General features: G+C 65.5%; 15 protein-coding genes. 5 read left to right on the top strand and 10 right to left on the bottom strand.

The window, feature by feature from the left end; all coding sequences use genetic code 11:
- Positions 1–20: 20 nt before the first annotated feature.
- Positions 21–1,097, bottom strand: a complete 1,077-nt coding sequence (locus J2R76_RS25900) for a flavodoxin family protein (protein WP_076824839.1) — start codon at positions 1,095–1,097, stop codon at positions 21–23.
- 198 nt (positions 1,098–1,295) lie between these two features.
- Between J2R76_RS25900 and J2R76_RS25905 the strand changes: the two genes are divergently transcribed.
- From J2R76_RS25905 to J2R76_RS25915, 3 genes are read left to right on the top strand one after another with little or no spacing between them, the layout of a single operon-like run.
- The gene (locus J2R76_RS25905; RefSeq protein ID WP_076824837.1) at positions 1,296–1,919 is read left to right on the top strand and encodes a phosphatase PAP2 family protein; all 624 of its coding nucleotides are present in this window, start codon (positions 1,296–1,298) and stop codon (positions 1,917–1,919) included.
- Positions 1,916–2,263: a DUF3147 family protein gene (locus tag J2R76_RS25910; protein ID WP_057015633.1), complete on the top strand. Its 348-nt coding sequence runs from the start codon at positions 1,916–1,918 to the stop codon at positions 2,261–2,263. Before J2R76_RS25905 ends, J2R76_RS25910 begins: the two co-directional genes overlap by 4 nt.
- Positions 2,260–2,748, top strand: coding sequence for a DUF3147 family protein (locus J2R76_RS25915; protein ID WP_076824835.1), 489 nt, complete (start codon positions 2,260–2,262; stop codon positions 2,746–2,748). Before J2R76_RS25910 ends, J2R76_RS25915 begins: the two co-directional genes overlap by 4 nt.
- 6 nt (positions 2,749–2,754) lie before the next feature.
- On the opposite strand, the gene J2R76_RS25920 is transcribed toward J2R76_RS25915, so the two are convergent.
- The 8 genes from J2R76_RS25920 to J2R76_RS25955 all read right to left on the bottom strand — a co-directional run bounded on the left by J2R76_RS25920 (position 2,755) and on the right by J2R76_RS25955 (position 11,529).
- Positions 2,755–3,456: an ABC transporter ATP-binding protein gene (locus tag J2R76_RS25920; protein ID WP_057015632.1), complete on the bottom strand. Its 702-nt coding sequence runs from the start codon at positions 3,454–3,456 to the stop codon at positions 2,755–2,757.
- A complete protein-coding gene (locus tag J2R76_RS25925) occupies positions 3,449–4,183 on the bottom strand; it encodes an ABC transporter ATP-binding protein (RefSeq protein ID WP_028343255.1) in 735 nt (244 codons plus the stop codon). The genes J2R76_RS25920 and J2R76_RS25925 overlap by 8 nt, the downstream gene beginning before the upstream one ends.
- Positions 4,170–5,264 (bottom strand): branched-chain amino acid ABC transporter permease, encoded by a 1,095-nt coding sequence (locus J2R76_RS25930; RefSeq protein ID WP_253588262.1) that lies wholly within the window; start codon positions 5,262–5,264, stop codon positions 4,170–4,172. The genes J2R76_RS25925 and J2R76_RS25930 overlap by 14 nt, the downstream gene beginning before the upstream one ends.
- Positions 5,265–5,270: 6 nt before the next feature.
- Positions 5,271–6,488: a substrate-binding protein gene (locus J2R76_RS25935; RefSeq protein ID WP_028337305.1), complete on the bottom strand. Its 1,218-nt coding sequence runs from the start codon at positions 6,486–6,488 to the stop codon at positions 5,271–5,273.
- 4 nt (positions 6,489–6,492) lie between these two features.
- Positions 6,493–7,350, bottom strand: a complete 858-nt coding sequence (locus J2R76_RS25940; RefSeq protein ID WP_028337306.1) for a branched-chain amino acid ABC transporter permease — start codon at positions 7,348–7,350, stop codon at positions 6,493–6,495.
- Between the two features lie 54 nt (positions 7,351–7,404).
- Positions 7,405–8,919 carry an amidase gene (locus J2R76_RS25945; RefSeq protein ID WP_057015636.1) on the bottom strand — a complete coding sequence of 505 codons (1,515 nt, stop codon included), beginning with the start codon at positions 8,917–8,919 and terminating at the stop codon, positions 7,405–7,407.
- Between the two features lie 164 nt (positions 8,920–9,083).
- Complete coding sequence (locus J2R76_RS25950; RefSeq protein WP_057015628.1) at positions 9,084–10,268, bottom strand: substrate-binding domain-containing protein; 1,185 nt, start codon at positions 10,266–10,268, stop codon at positions 9,084–9,086.
- A 79-nt stretch (positions 10,269–10,347) separates the two neighbouring features.
- Positions 10,348–11,529, bottom strand: a complete 1,182-nt coding sequence (locus J2R76_RS25955) for a substrate-binding domain-containing protein (protein WP_076824739.1) — start codon at positions 11,527–11,529, stop codon at positions 10,348–10,350.
- A 178-nt stretch (positions 11,530–11,707) separates the two neighbouring features.
- Here J2R76_RS25955 and J2R76_RS25960 point away from each other — a divergent pair, with 178 nt between their 5' ends.
- Positions 11,708–12,151 carry a MarR family winged helix-turn-helix transcriptional regulator gene (locus tag J2R76_RS25960; RefSeq protein WP_016847408.1) on the top strand — a complete coding sequence of 148 codons (444 nt, stop codon included), beginning with the start codon at positions 11,708–11,710 and terminating at the stop codon, positions 12,149–12,151.
- A gap of 165 nt (positions 12,152–12,316) precedes the next feature.
- Positions 12,317–12,751 (top strand): VOC family protein, encoded by a 435-nt coding sequence (locus tag J2R76_RS25965; RefSeq protein WP_076824737.1) that lies wholly within the window; start codon positions 12,317–12,319, stop codon positions 12,749–12,751.
- A 57-nt stretch (positions 12,752–12,808) separates the two neighbouring features.
- On the opposite strand, the gene secA is transcribed toward J2R76_RS25965, so the two are convergent.
- Positions 12,809–15,673 carry a preprotein translocase subunit SecA gene (secA, locus tag J2R76_RS25970; RefSeq protein WP_076824735.1) on the bottom strand — a complete coding sequence of 955 codons (2,865 nt, stop codon included), beginning with the start codon at positions 15,671–15,673 and terminating at the stop codon, positions 12,809–12,811.
- Between the last annotated feature and the right edge of the window lie 108 nt (positions 15,674–15,781).

The raw sequence follows: 15,781 nt of genomic DNA on the forward strand, positions 1-15,781 counted from the left end.
TTGGGAACCCGGATTCCATCCTACTTCGGCCGCGGGTCCTCAAGCCCCTTGCCGGGATCTTCCAGATGCCCGGTGCGCGCGAGGTCGACGGCGGCGCCGAGCGCCTGCGCGACATTGCGCACCTGTTCCTGGAAGGCCTTGTCTTCGTCGAGATCGCGATGCGACGTCGCATAGGGCTTCATGTAGCCGACATAGCCATCGATCTCGGCCCTGCCGCCGGCCGAGATCAACTCCATGTCGGTGAGCCAGTCCGCAAGAAAGCGGCGGCATGTTTCCGCACCGACGCTGTCGCCGTGGACCACGATGCCGAAATGCCGGCCGCGCAAATGCTTGGGGTATGGCCAGCCCTTGAGTTCGAGCGCCTTGGCTTCGCTCGCGGTCTTACCGTGGGTCGAGGTCGGATCGAGATTGCCGCCATCGGCGCAGACCAGGCGATCGATCATCGCCTTGAGTCCGGTCGGCGTCTGGTACCAGTTGACGGGCGAGATGATCATGATGCCGTGCGCGCGCACCCACAGCGGATAGATCTCGTTCATCCAGTCGTCGGTTTGCCCGAGCGAGTAGTTCGGATAGCAGCTGCACGGCCAGTGGCAGAGTGCCATCGAGGTGGAGACGCAGGACTTGCAGGGGTGAATCTCCCTGCCGAACTCGGACGTCAGCCGCGACAGATCGAGCACATCGACCGCGAGGCCCATCTCGCGGAAGGCGGCCTCGGCGATCTCGACCATGCGCCAGCTTTTGGACATCTCGCCGGGACACGTGTGCTCGCTGCGCGAGGAGCCGTTGATCAGCAGGATATGCGGCGCTTCGTTTGGATCGTCGTGCCTGCGTTGCGCTTCATCGATGGCATCGCGCGCGGACAGCCAATCGACCGCGAGATCATAGTCGGGATCGGCAAAACCGGGGCCGGCCTTGCGGGTAACCGGCGCCTTGCGCGAATGACGATAGGCGTCCCAGGCGCCGGCGATGATCGTCGCAAGCTCCGTCTGCATGGATTGAAAGACCGGATCGGCAAATCGCTTGCGGTAGCGCCGTTCGAATTCATCGCGCGAAAGCTTGACCGGCGGCATCCCCTTGCGAACGTCCGGCTCCGTCATCGACACCTCTCCCTGCCTACAATCCATCGCCCGCCGTGCATCCCGGTTGGCGCGCGAAACCTCGGGATGAGACCTTGGGATCAAGTCGAGACGGGCAGAGGCTAAAGACCATCGATCTGCATTTGGTTCCTCCGGGCGATGCCTCGCACGCCGGTTAGGACCCATGCCGCGGCTGGCGCGTTGGATGGGAACCTGATCATGCATACGACAGCCCGAGTTCGCGCACGCCGCCAGCGAGGCGCCCCCTTCCCGATCACCATTCGCCCGACCGCGGCGGACGCCATGATCGCGCGTGCGATCGCCCGCAACACCGCACCTGCGCCGGAAGAGATCGCCCGCACACTGACCTGGGGCGCTGACGAAAAGGTCCTGCTTGCGCTCGCCGCCGCAGGCTGGCTCGCCTCGCGCGGGCGCGGCGCCTCGCTCGAGCGCGCCGGCAATCACGCGCTGCTGGTGACGGTCGCAGCATCGCTGCTGCCGCATGGCCTGAAGTTGCTGTTCAACCAGACTCGCCCGGATCGCCTGACCGTGGCCGGCCATGCCAACGGCATCCCGATCTCTGGCAAGCGCGACGACGCCTTCCCATCCGGCCACGCGCTGCATATGGGCGCGCTGGCGTCGGCGGCAGCGACATTGCCCGCCGGCGCGCGCCGCCCAATCCAGGCACTCGCGGTCGGCCTCTCGCTGACGCGCGTTATGGTTCTCGCACACTGGACGAGCGACGTGATCGCGGGATTCGGGCTCGGAGCACTTCTCGAGCGGCTGCTGCGATTGTGGACCGGCTATCCCGGTGACGATCCACCGCGGGGCAAGGCGCGATGAGCGAATATGTCATCCGCTTTCTCGTGGGCGGGGCCGTGGTGTCGGCCTTCGCGATGCTGGGTGACGTGCTGCGTCCGAAGAGCTTCGCCGGGCTGTTCGGCGCGGCGCCGTCGGTTGCGCTCGCCACCCTCGGCATCGCCGTGTACCAGCACGGCACCGACTATGCCGGCCTGCAGAGCCGCGCGATGATGGCTGGCGCCGTTGCGCTGGCCATCTATAGCTTCGTGGTCTGCCAATTGCTGATTCGCGCGAGGCTCCGCGCTGCCCCCGCCACCTTGCTGGCGCTTGTCGTCTGGCTCGCGATCGTCTTCGGCTTGCTGGGCGTTGCCGGAGGACAGGCATGACACCGGTCCGCGTCTCACTGTCCTCGCTCAGGGAAAGCCGGTGGACCGAATATCTGATCCGCTTCGTGCTCGGTGGCGGCGCCACCGTCCTGACCGGACTGATCAGCAGCACGTGCGGCGCCTATGTCGGCGGCGCCTTTCTTGCACTCCCCGCCATCTTCTGCGCCAGCGCCACCCTCATCGAGAAGCATGAAATCCGCCGCAAGCGGAACGCCGGCCTCGACGGCACGTGGCGCGGGCAGCAGGCCGCGGCGCTCGATGCGGCGGGCGCAGCGCTCGGCGCGGTCGGCATGCTGGCATTCGCCATCGTCTTCGCGCTGACGGTGGGCCGCAGCGTCCCGGCCGCCTTCATCGCGGCATCGCTGGCCTGGCTGATCTGCTCGGTCGCGGCCTGGTATGTGCGTCGCGAGATACGATCGGCACGGCGGACGCGGACGCCGGGAGACGGCGTGATCGGCCGCAAGGCCGACCGCCTGCCGCATTGAAGCCTGCTACGGCGCCAGATAGCGCAGCAGTTCCGGATCGCTCCGCACCTCGCTGGCGCCGCCCTGCAGCGCGACGCGGCCGCGGTCCAGCACATAGGCATAGTCGGCGACGCGCAGCGCGAGGTCGAGATGCTGCTCGACGATCACGACCGAGATGCTTTTGGCGAGCTCGATCAGCCGTTCGGTGATCTCCTCGATCACGCCGATCCAGACGCCTTCGGTCGGCTCGTCCAGCAGCAGCAACTTTGGATTGCCGAGCATGGCGCGGCCGATCGCCAGCATCTTGCGCTCGCCGCCGGACAGCGTGCCGGCCGGCTGGTCGAGCCGCTGGCCGAGTTTCGGAAAGATGGCCAGCACGCGATCGACGGCGCTGGCATCGGAATTGAACAGCGAGCCGACGGCGAGGTTGTCGCGCACCGACAGGCGGGCGAACACCGAATGCTCCTGCGGCACATAGCCGATGCCGGAGCGCACCCGCTCCTCGGTGCGGCGGCGGGTGATGTCGCGGCCGTCGAAGAACAACTCGCCCTGCGAGCTTGCGAGCTCGCCGACGATGGTCTTCATCAGCGTGGTCTTGCCGGCGCCGTTGCGGCCGAGCACGGCGACGCCGCCGCGCCAGGGAATGCCGATGTTGACATCGAACAGGACCTGGCTGCGGCCATAACCGGCGTCGAGATGCCGGATATCGAGGAAGGTTTGCTCAGGCACGGCGAAGATAGATCTCCTGGACGCTTTTGTTGGCCTGGATTTCCGCGACCGTTCCCGAGGCCAGCACCTTGCCCTGGTCGAGCACGGTGAGGCGGTCGCAGATGTCGCGGATGAAATCGAGGTCGTGTTCGACGATGACGAGCGAGCAATGCTGCTTGATCGGCTGCAACAGCTCGCCGGTGACGCGGCGCTCCTCGAGGCTCATGCCGCCGGTCGGCTCGTCCAGCAGCAACAGCCGCGGCTTGCCGGCGAGCGCCATCGCGATCTCGAGCCATTGCTGCTGGCCGTGCGACAGCGCCGCGGCGGCATCATGCGCGCGATCGGCGAGCCGGAACTGGGTCAGCATCGTCATCACCTGATCGTGCAGCTTCTTGCGGGTGCGCGACAGCACCAGGTCGAACAGCGAGCAGTGCGCCTGCAGCGCCAGCAGGATGTTGTCGTACAGCGTCAGCGTCGGCAGCACCGAGGTGATCTGGAACTTCAGGCTCATGCCGGCGCGGGCGCGCTCGGTCGGCGTGAACGCCGTGATGTCGGTGTTGATGAAGCTGACCTTGCCGGTGGTCGGCACCTCGGCGCCGGCGACGCATTTCATCAGCGTGCTCTTGCCCGAGCCGTTCGGGCCGATCAGGCCGTGGAACTCGTTCTCGCCGACGGTCAGCGCTGCACCGTCGAGCGCGGTCAGCTTGCCGAACACTTTGCTGATCCCTTGCGCCTCAAGGAGCGGCATTGCCGGTCTCCTTCGGGGCTTTGCCGAAACTGCCGACCCGCTCGCGCTCGCCGAGCACGAAGGAGATCAGCCCGAGCGGCCGGAACATGATGACGAGCAGCAGCAGCACGCCGAGGATGATCGGCCAGACGTCGCGGTAATTGTCGGACAGCCAGAAGCTGACGCCCTCGATGATCACGGTGCCGATCACGGCGCCGATCAGCGTGCCGGAGCCGCCGAACAAGACGTAGAGCACGACCTGGGTCGAGAACACGACGCCCAGCATGTTGGGCCAGACGAAGCCCTCGTGGAAGGCATAGAGGCTGCCGGCAAGACCGGCGATGGTGCCGCCGACTGCAAAGATGATCGCCTTCAGATGCTGCGCCTTGTAGCCGAAGAAGGCGATGCGCTGCTCGTTCTCGCGCAGGCCGGCGAGCGCGAGGCCGAATTGCGAGCGGACCAGGAAGCGGCAGAGCAGATAGACGACCACGAGGATGCCGAGCACCATGTAGTAGTAGATCGGCCCCTCCTCGAACTCGTAGCTGCCGAGGGTGAGCGGCGGGATCGACGGGATGCCGTTCTGGCCGCCGAGATAGTACCAGCCGCGCGCCAGCCGGTCCGCGGCATAGGAGCCGGTGAGGGTGCCGAGCGAGACGAAGATCACGCTCGAGGGATAACGCCCGAGCAGCAGGAAGCCGCCGAGCAGCAGCGACGCGGTGAGCCCGATCAGCGTTCCGGCAGGCAGGATCAGGAGGATCGAGGTGACGTTGAGATCGCGCGCCAAGAGCGCCACGCCGTAGCCGGCGGCGCCGAAGAACAGCGCCTGGCCGAAGCTCATGATGCCCGCATAGCCCCACACCAGGTCGAACGACAGGGCGAACAACGCGAGGATCACCACGCGGGTGGCGAACACCGTCAGATAGTCCTGCAGCACCCATGGCAGGACCAGTGCGATCAGCAGCACCAGCCCTTCCACGATCGGCAGGACCTTCCATCCTGCCGATACCCGTCCCGCCGGCGCGCTTGCGGCCGGTGCACCCTCGCCCGTCACGACATCTGGTTCCTCACCGACGCGTGCGACAGCCTCTCTTGCTCCAACCATGGTCGCTCAGCATTCCTTGGGATCAACGAGACCGTCGCTGCGCGCGACGATCTCATAGTTCCCGCCTTTGGCAACAGCGGTGTACATCTTCATCTTGCAGTGACGCTTGCCCGGCACCATCTCCGCCGGTCCGCCCGGCCCTTCGGCGATCTTGGCGTGGTCGAGCGCGGCCGCAACGGAGTCGCGGTCGACCTTGCCGGCCTCCTTGACCGCCGCCTCCCACAGCTTGAGGCCGCGATAGGTTCCGGTGGCGGCGCTGCCGGCCGCGAACAGGAAGTTGCCGGGGAAATCCTTCTCATAGGCTGCCTGGAGCTTGGCGTCGAACGGATCCTCCTTGGTCAGCACCTTGAAATAGTCGAGGCAGCTCGCAAGGCCCTCGATCTCGTTGGCCTGATTGATGTTGAGCGTGTTCTCGTCATAGTAGACGCAGGCGAGCCGCCCGCCGTTCTTGAGGAAGCCGGCTTCATAGAGCTGCTTGAAGAACGGGCCGACGCCGGGCGGGATCACGGTGTTGAAGACGACGTCGACCTTGTTGGAGATGACGCGGTTGACGGTGGCCGAGAAGTCGACCTGGTCGAGCGGGTAGTATTCCTCGAACACCACCTCGCCGCCGTTCGATTCGATCACCTTGCGGGCGTAGACGTTGAGCGTGTGCGGCCAGACATAGTTGGCGCTCGGCAGCGCGAATTTCTTGCCGCCGTTCTTGATCAGCCAGGGAATGAAGGTGTCGCATTGCTGCGCCGGGGTCGGTCCGGTGCAGAACAGATAGGGCGTGCACTCCTTGCCCTCGTAGAGCTGCGGATAGATGTAGAGCGTCTTGCCGCGCGCCACGATCGGATCCTTGATCGCATTGCGCATCGACGAGGTGATTCCGCCGAGCACCATGTCGACCTTGTCGCGCTGGATCAGCTTGCGGACATTGCCGACCGCGACCGATTCGTTCGAGGCAGTGTCCTCGATATAGAGCTCGAGCGGCCGGCCGAGCAGGCCGCCGCCGGCGTTGATCTCCTTGATCACCATCTTGGCGACGTTGGCGTCGGCGTTGCCGGCATAGGCGATCGGGCCGGTCAGGTCGGTCGCGATGCCGACCTTGATCGGTCCCTCCGCTGCGTTGGCCCAGTCGGGCCTGACCACCCAGCTGCCGACCCCGGTCGCGAGCGCGCCGGTCGCGAACGCGAAATTGCTCATGAAGCGGCGGCGCGTGAGATTGGTGCGATCGAACATCTGACTAAACCCCTTTTCCCGATATGAGGCCCTGTGGGCGGAATTTGATGAAGGCAATGGCGAGCACGAAGACCAGGACGTCGGCGACGACAGGAGACATCACCCAAGGCAGCGCCGCGCTGAGCGTGCCGATCACACCGGCGCCGGCGACCGGACCGATGAAGGAGCCGACCCCGCCGACCATCACGGCGACGAAGCCCTGGATCAGGAAGCGGATGCCGAGATCGGCGAACAGGCTGAACACCGGCACGATCAGCGCGCCGGCAAGTCCGGCCAGCGCCGCGCCGAACGCGAAGGTCGCCCCGTAGATCAGGGGCGTCGAGATGCCCGACGCGCGCGCCAGCGCCGGATTCTCCAGCGTGGCGCGGACCCGAAGCCCGAACGAGGTGCGCGCCAGCAAGAGATAGCAGCCACCCATCACCAACAGCGTGATCACGATGATGGTGAAGCGCCAGGCCGAGATGTGGACCGAACCGAGGTCGATCGAGCCGCCGATCGGCTCCGGCACCGTGAGATAGAAGCCGCCGATCAGGCCGCGCACGCTTTCGCGGATGATCAGGCCGAGCGCATAGGTGCCGAGCATCGCCACGATCGGCGCGGCGTAGAAGCGCCGGATTATGAGCGCCTCGAGCACGAAGCCGATCGCGCCGACCACGAAGGGCGCCGCGACCATGCCGGCCCAGACCGGTGCGCCATGGGCGTAGGCCAGATAGGTGACATAGGCCCCGAGCAGGACGAACTCGCCCTGCGCGAAGTTAAAGATGCCCATCATGCTGGCGATGATGCCGAGCCCGAGCACCACCAGCACGATGATCGCGCCGAAGCTCACGATCTCGAACGCCGCGGCAAAAGTGCTAGCCATGTCGTTCGATCCGGCGTTCGATCCATCCAGCCTGCGTCTGCAACAAGCGGCGCCTCACATCTTCTTCCAGTCGCCGGCCTGCTCGAAGGCGTGCGCGGCGCGGTAGATGGTGGATTCCTCGAACATCCGGCCGACCAGCATCAACCCGACCGGCAGGCCGTCGACCATGCCGCAGGGCAGCGACATCGCCGGGTGGTGGGTGATGTCGAACGGCGCGGTGTTGGTGATCATCTCGAGCGCACGGGCGACATAGTCCTCGCGGCTGGCATTGGCCGCCGGCAGCGCCGGCGCCTTCATCGGCGTGGTCGGCAGCAGCAGCAAGTCGTAATCCTTGAACGCCTTGTCATAGGCCGCGGTGAGGCGGCGGGAGATGTTGAGCGCCTTGCCGTAGAAGCGCGGACCGAAATTGTTGTTGATGTAGGTGCCGAGCATCATGAACAGCTTGGTGGTCTCCGACAGCGAGTCCGCCTGGCGGCGCCAGCCGCGATGGAAGTCCATCAGCGAGGTCGAATAGAGGTCGGGCCGGCTGAGGCCGTAGCCGTCGCCGAACATCATGGTCTGGGTCAGGCCTTCGGTGCCGATCGGGGTCCAGATCGCGGGGCCGACCATGTGCATCGGGATCGACACGGTGTCGACCGACGCGCCGAGATCCTTGAAGCGCTTGGCCGCCTCGCGCACGCTTTCATTGACCGCGGCTTCCGCGGTCGGCTGCTCGAAGCCTTCCTTGAGGATGCCGATCTTCATGCCCTTGACGCCCTTGCCCAGCGCCTTGGTGTAATCCTCGACCTTGGGCGCCTTGATGCGCGGATCGTAGCCGTCGTCGCCGGCGATCACCTCGAGCAGCAGCGCGTTGTCCTCCACCGTTGCGGTCATCGGTCCTGTGTGGTCGACGAAGATCTCGATCGGCATGATGCCGGTATAGGGCACGAGGCCCCAGGTCGGCTTCATGCCGTAGGTGCCGCAGAACGAGGACGGCATGCGGATCGAGCCGCCCTGGTCGCCGCCGATCGCCATGTCGACCTCGCCGAGCGCGACCACGACGCCGGAGCCCGACGACGAGCCGCCGGCCGAATAGCCCATCTTGTGCGGATTGTGCACCGCTCCGTAAGAGTTGGTGTGGCTGCCGCCGGACAGGCAGAAGTGCTCGCAATGGGTCTTGCCGGCGATCTCGGCGCCGGCATCGAGCATCCGCGTGACGATGGTGGCGTCGAAATCGGGGATATAGCCTTCCAGCGTCGACGAGCCGTTCGTCATCGGCACGCCGGCCAGCATGATGTTGTCCTTCAGCGCCACCGTCTTGCCCTTGAGCTTGCCGGACGCCGCGCCCTTCACGGTCGACTTGTAGTACCAGGCGTTGCGCGGGTTCTCCTCTGGCGCCGGGCGATAGCCGGGCGTGCGCGGATATTTCACCGCAGGCAGTTCGTCCGGCATCGCGGCGATCACGTTGTAGGCGTCGATCGAGCCCTGCATCAGGCCCCGGAACGAGGCCACATCCTCATCGGTCAGTGACAGGCCGCACTGCTCGGCGACGGCACGAAGTTGCGTTGGCGTGGGAAGGACGACGGTCACGGCGCTCTCCTGATAGCTTTTGATCTTTGGATTTGATCCCTCGACGCAGGTGCAGCGGCGCGCTGCCCGCGCGAACCGCTCACCCCGTTGCTGTATTGAAAACGGAAATATTTTCCTTTTCAAGTATTATTTCGCAAAACCTTCCGGCGACGCTGTCGCACTGCTCAGATCGGCTTGATCACCCTGAAGTCGAGACCGTCGGCTTCGGCAAGATACATCGGCATCCTGGCATGGCCGCTGCGCACCGTGACCGGACCGCGCGGGCCGCGATAGACGAGGTTGTCCGCCGCCGCGAGCAGCGGCCGCATGTCCAGCGTGCCGGCGCGCTTGGCGGCGGCCTCGAGCAGGCAGAACCCTTCATAGGCGGACTCGCTGCACGAGCCGACCGGCGGCGCGAACGCACCGAACATCGCGCGATAGCGGTCCCTGAAATCGTCGCCTTCGCGTGAGCCGACGGAGGGGAAATAGCCGGAGGCGCAGTAAAGGTTCTCGGTCTTGTCGGCGCCGATGCCGAGCAGCGCCGTCTCGTCGAAACAGCCGGCAAAGCGCAGCGTGGTGGCGGCAAGGCCGGCATCGGCGAAGGCGCGGTTGAAGGTCACGCTATCGGTGCCGATCAGCGAGATCAGCACGACATCGGGTTTCGCGGCGCGGATGCGTTCCAGCTGCGCCTCGTGATTATCCTCGCCGACCGGCACGAACTCCTCGCCGACCACGAGCCCGCCGGTCTCCTTGATGTAACGCTTCACCGCGCGGTGCGACTGCCATGGCCAGACATAGTCGCTGCCGATCAGGTACCAGCGCGAGGCGCGCTTCGCCTCGGCCAGCCAGTGGATCGACGGCCGGTTCTGCCAGCGCGGCGTCTCGCCGATCGCGATGACGCCGGGCGTCCGCTCGCCGCCCTCATAGACCGGCGTGTAGATGTAGGGGATCTTGCTGCGGGTGATCAGGCCACGCAACGCGACGCGCACCGCGCTCGTGTGCATGCCCATGATGAGATCGACGTCGTCGGACGCGATCGCCTGCTCGGCGCGGTCGAGTACGTCCTCGATCGGTCCGCCGGCGTCATAGACCGAGAACTCGACCTCGCGGCCGAGGATGCCGCCGCGCCGGTTGATGTCGGCGACGGCGAGCTGTGCGCTCGAGGTCGCGGCCGGTCCCCACATCCCGGGCGAACCGGTGCAGCAGACGAAGCCGGCGATCCGAAGCCGGCTGCGCGCACCGCGCGGACCGAAACCGTCCCGATCCATCGGAGAAAACACCCGATCGGACCGCGCCGACGTCAGGTTCCGGAACAGCAGGGAAGGCGGGCATGGAAGGCCGCCATACCTGTTGCTCAAGGTTCGGGCCATGACGTAGGGCGTCGAATGCACACCTGCTCCTGTCTGGCACCGGCAAGCCGCGCGGCGAGCGCGGCATCGCCCGGTCCATCTAGATCGTCCTGATCACATTGAAGTCGAGACCGTCGGCCTCGGCAAGATAGATCGGCATCTCAGCGCGGCCGTCGCGAAGGGTGACGGTGCCGCGGGCGCCGCTGTAGACGAGGTTGTGCGCTGCGGCGGACAGCGGTCCGATCGACAGCGAGCGCGCCTGGTTGGCCGCCGCTTCGAGAAAGCGCATCCCCTCATAGTTCGACTGCCCGACCGAGCCGATCGGCGGCGCATGCGCCCCGAACATCGCGCGGTAGCTGGTCCGGAAGTCGTCATTGGCGCGCGAATCGATGCAGCCGAAATAGCCGGAGGCGCAGAACAGGTTTTGGGTCGAGTCCGGGCCGATGCCGAGCATCACGGTCTCGTCCATCGCGCCGGCGTAACGTAGCGTGGTCGCGGCAAGCCCGGCCTCGGCGAAGGCGCGGTTGAAGGTGATGCTGTCGGTGCCGATCAGGGTGATCAGCACGACATCGGGCCGTGCTGCGCGAATCCGCGCCAGATGCGGCTCGTGATTGTCCTCGCCGAGCGGGACGAATTCCTCGCCGACGACGTGGCCGCCGGCCTCCTTGATGTAGCGCTTCACCGCGCGATGCGACTGCCAGGGCCAGACATAATCGCTGCCGATCAGGTACCAGCGCTGCGCCTTCTTGACCTCGGTGAGCCAGTGGATCGCCGGCCGGCTTTCCGCGCGCGGCGTCTCGCCGATCGCCATCACCCCCGGCGTCCGCTCGCCGCCCTCATAGACCGGCGTGTAGACATAGGGGATGCGGCCGGCCGTGACCTTGCGCAGCGCGAGGCGCACCGCCGAGATATGCGAGCCCATGATCACGTCGATCTCGTCGAACGCGATCGCCCGCTCGGCGCGGCGCACCACCTCCTCGATCGGGCCGCCGGCGTCGTACATCGACAATTCGACCTCGCGGCCGCGGATGCCGCCGCGGCGGTTGATCTCGGCGACCGCGAGCATGACGCTGTTGGCGGAGATCGGCCCCCAGATCCCGGGCGCGCCCGAGAAGGTGATGAAATTGCCGATTCTAAGCTTGCTGTCGGTGCCGCCGCGGCGCGAGGACCCCGGCTTGACGGTCAAAGCGAGATCGGCCGCGCAGGACGACGGATTTCGAAACAGCAGCGGCGGCGCGACGGGCATGCCGCCATACGCCTGGAAAGAGACCGTCGAGAGCACGCCAACTCCTGTCTGGGAAGCAGTACGCAACGCAGCCAGCGGGCGGTCGCGGCATCCGCCCCTTGGTTGGGGGAATATCCTAGGTGAAAATATTGAATATTCAACAATTGAAGTGCATATAGAAACGGCATGAGTTGCCGGACATTCATTCACCGGGTCAGGAACCAGGTCTCACGCCGTGGCTAAACCGCCGAAAGAAAATTCCCCGATCACCGAACATCTCGCCTACCTGCTGGCGCAAGCCAACCGGGAGATCAACCGGCAGTTGGAGACGCGGCTCGCCAAGGAAGGCGTGCCGGTCGAGCAGTGGCGCATCCTGAAAGTGCTGTCCGACGGCAACGGCCACTCGATGGGCGAGCTTGCGGATGCTGTGCTGCTCAACCATCCGACGCTGACCAAGATGATCGACCGCATGGTGTCGGACGCGCTGGTCTATCGCGTCCAGGATCCCAAGGATCGCCGCAAGGTGCTGATGTTCGTCTCCGACCGCGGCAAGGCGCTGTGCCGGCGGCTCAACTCGCTCGCGGTGAGCCAGGAGGAGCACATCGTCGAGAGCTATGGCGACAAGTCGACCACCGAGCTCAAGCGCCTGCTGGAAAGCCTGATCGGCAGCGCCAATTAAGGCCGCGCCGGCCCGGCGCGCTCCTGCCGAAACCATCGAAAAAAGACCGGCAGGAAATGTCGGGATGCAGCGGTTTGGTGCGTCCTTGGGGCGCGCCCTGCGGCGCAGCCTTCGCGCGCCGTCGCGCAGGCTTCCCCGATCGACAATTAGCGAGGACTTCCCGTCATGACTTCGATCACGCCGTTCCTCTGGCTCGACAACAACGTCCGCGATGCCGTCGCCTTCTACCAATCGGTGTTTCCGAACGCGGAGATCGAGACCGTCAGCGATTTCATGGCGACCTTCGAGCTCGAGGGGCAGCGGTTCCACGCGCTCAATGGCGGGCCGCAGCACAAGTTCAACGAGGCGGTGTCGTTCTTCCTGAGCGTCGAGACCCAGGAGCAGGTGGACTACTTCTGGGAGAAGCTCACCGACGGCGGCCAGGAATCGCGCTGCGGCTGGCTCAAAGACCGCTTCGGCCTGTCCTGGCAGGTGATCCCGACCGCGCTCGGCCGCTATCTCGGCGCCCCCGATCGCAAGGCAGCCGACCGCGCGATGCAGGCGATGCTGAAGATGCAGAAGATCGTGATCGCCGATCTCGACAAGGCCTTCGCCGGCTGAAGGCGCTGCGGCTCGACGGGCGGGCCAGTCGCCCGCGGCGTCGGCGCGCGTGGCGGCTTAAGCGTACCGGCCGTGGCAGTGCTTGTACTTCTTGCCAGACCCGCAGGGGCAGTCCTCGTTGCGGCCGACCTTGCCCCAGCTCGCCGGATCGTTCGGATCGCGGTCGGTGGCAATCATCCCCGGCGCCAGCGAGGCCTGGGCGTAGGTCGCTTCGGTCAGGCGGGCCTGCGCGAACTCGTCCTCGCCGGTGTTGGGATCGAGCTTGTGCGCTTCCATCAGCGGCAGCGGCTGCGGCGGCTCCTCCGGCGGCACGATCTCGACCCGCATCAGCTGCGCGGTGACGGCCTCGCGCAGATGCGCGCTCATCTCCTGGAACAGGTTGAAGGCCTCGGTCTTGTACTCCTGCAACGGATCGCGCTGGCCATAGCCGCGCAGGCCGATCACCTGTCGCAGATGGTCGAGCATGATCAGGTGCTCGCGCCAGAGATGGTCCAGCGTCTGCAGCAGGATGGTCTTCTCGACGTAACGCATCACGTCGGGACCCCATTGCGCGACCTTGGCGGCCATGCGCTCGTCGACATGGGTCTCGATGCGCGTCAGCAGCTCCTCGTCGGCGATGCCCTCTTCCTTGGCCCATTCATCGACCGGCAGATCGACATCGAGCACACGCTTCAGCTCGTCCTTGAGGCCGGCGGTGTCCCACTGCTCGGCATAGGCGTGCTCGGGAATGTATTTGGCGACCACGTCCTCGACGAAGGCATGGCGCATGTCGGTCACGGTCTCGACGACGCTGTCGTCCTTCATCAGGTCGACGCGCTGGTCGAAGATCACCTTGCGCTGGTCGTTCTGGACGTTGTCGAACTTCAAGAGGTTCTTGCGGATGTCGAAGTTGCGCGCCTCGACCTTCTGCTGCGCCTTCTCGAGCGCCTTGTTGATCCAGGGATGGATGATCGCTTCGCCTTCCTGCAGGCCGAGCCGCTGCAGCATGCTGTCGAGCCGGTCGGAGCCGAAGATGCGCATCAGGTCGTCTTCCAGCGACAGGAAGAACTTCGAGCGGCCGGGATCGCCCTGACGGCCGGAACGGCCGCGCAGCTGGTTGTCGATGCGGCGGGATTCGTGACGCTCTGAGCCGATGATGTAGAGGCCGCCCGGCTTCTTCACGGTTTTCGCGGGCTTGTTGCCCTTGGCGGGCTCGACCTCGAAATCCTCTTCCGCCTTCAGCACGATCTCGCGGAAGCGCTCGATGTCGGCCTTGATCTGCTCGATCTTCTTGGCCTTCTCGGCCTCATCGGTGATCCCGGCGGTCTCCTGCTGGATCCGCATCTCGAGCGAGCCGCCGAGCTTGATGTCGGTGCCGCGGCCGGCCATGTTGGTCGCGATCGTGATCGCGCCCGGCACGCCGGCTTCCGCGACGATATAGGCTTCCTGCTCGTGGAAGCGCGCGTTCAGCACCGCGAACAGCTTTGCCGGCTTGCCGGCGCGCGCGGCGGCATAGAGCTTCTCCATGCCGGATTCGGACGTGAAGTCGATCTGCTTGTAGCCGTGCTTCTTCAAGTACTCGGCCAGCACTTCCGACTTCTCGATCGACGCCGTGCCGACCAGCACCGGCTGCAGCCGCTTGTTGGCGCGCTCGATCTCGGCAAGGATCGCGGCGTATTTCTCGTTCTGGGTGCGGTAGACCTCGTCGTCCTCGTCAAGGCGCGCCACCGGCAGGTTGGTCGGGATCTCAACGACCTCGAGCTTGTAGATGTCGAACAGTTCGTCGGCTTCGGTCAGCGCCGTGCCGGTCATGCCGGACAGCTTCTGGTACATCCGGAAATAGTTCTGGAAGGTGATCGAGGCCAGCGTCTGGTTCTCGGGCTGGACCGTGACGTGCTCCTTGGCTTCCAGCGCCTGGTGCAGGCCTTCCGAATAGCGCCGGCCCTGCATCATGCGGCCGGTGAACTCGTCGATGATGACGACCTCGTCGTCGCGGACGATGTAGTCCTTGTCGCGCGTGAACAGCGTGTGCGCGCGCAGCGCCTGGTTGACGTGATGCACGACGGAGACGTTCTCGACGTCGTACAGCGAGTCGCCCTTGAGCTGGCCGGCGTCGCGGAGCAGGTTCTCCAGCTTCTCCATGCCGGCTTCGGTCAGCGTCACCGTGCGCTGCTTCTCGTCGACCTCGTAGTCGTCCTTCTTGGCGAGATTCGGCATGAAGGTGTCGATGGTGTTGTAGAAATCCGAGCGGTCGTCGAGCGGGCCGGAGATGATCAGCGGCGTGCGCGCCTCGTCGATCAGGATCGAGTCCACTTCGTCGACGATCGCGTAATAGTGCTCGCGCTGGACCATGTCCTCCAGGCGGTACTTCATGTTGTCGCGCAGATAGTCGAAGCCGTATTCGTTGTTGGTGCCGTAGGTGATGTCGCAGGCATAAGCGGCCTTGCGCTCGGCGTCGTCGAGGCCGTGCACGATCACGCCGGTGGTCAGCCCCAGGAAGGCGTAGATCTGGCCCATCCAGCCGGAGTCGCGGCGGGCGAGGTAGTCGTTGACGGTGACGACGTGGACGCCCTTGCCGGCGAGCGCGTTCAGGTAGACCGCGAGCGTCGCGACCAGCGTCTTGCCTTCGCCGGTTTTCATCTCGGCGATGTCGCCCTCGTGCAGCACCATGCCGCCGATCAGCTGAACGTCGAAATGGCGCTGGCCGAGCGTCCGCTTGGCGGCCTCGCGTACGGTGGCGAAGGCCGGAACCAGGATGTCGTCCAGCGTCTTGCCGCTGGCGAGCTGCTGCTTGAACTCGGCGGTGCGGGCCTTGAGCTGTTCGTCCGTCAGTTTGACGAGCTCGGGCTCCAGCGCATTGATGGCGTTGACGCGGGATTGATACCCCTTGACCCGACGGTCGTTGGCGGAGCCGAAAAACTTGCGGGCGAGCGCGCCGATCATGCGAAATTCCTGTTCTTCGGTCTCGAGTTCGGTCTTCGTTCAGTGTTGGAATTCAATTTGGAATTCAGTCTTGGATTACAGCCTGAGATGGTCCGCCGGATCGCCTAT

The sequence above is a fragment of the Bradyrhizobium sp. USDA 4532 genome (genome assembly GCF_024171315.1).
Lineage (GTDB): Bacteria > Pseudomonadota > Alphaproteobacteria > Rhizobiales > Xanthobacteraceae > Bradyrhizobium > Bradyrhizobium australafricanum.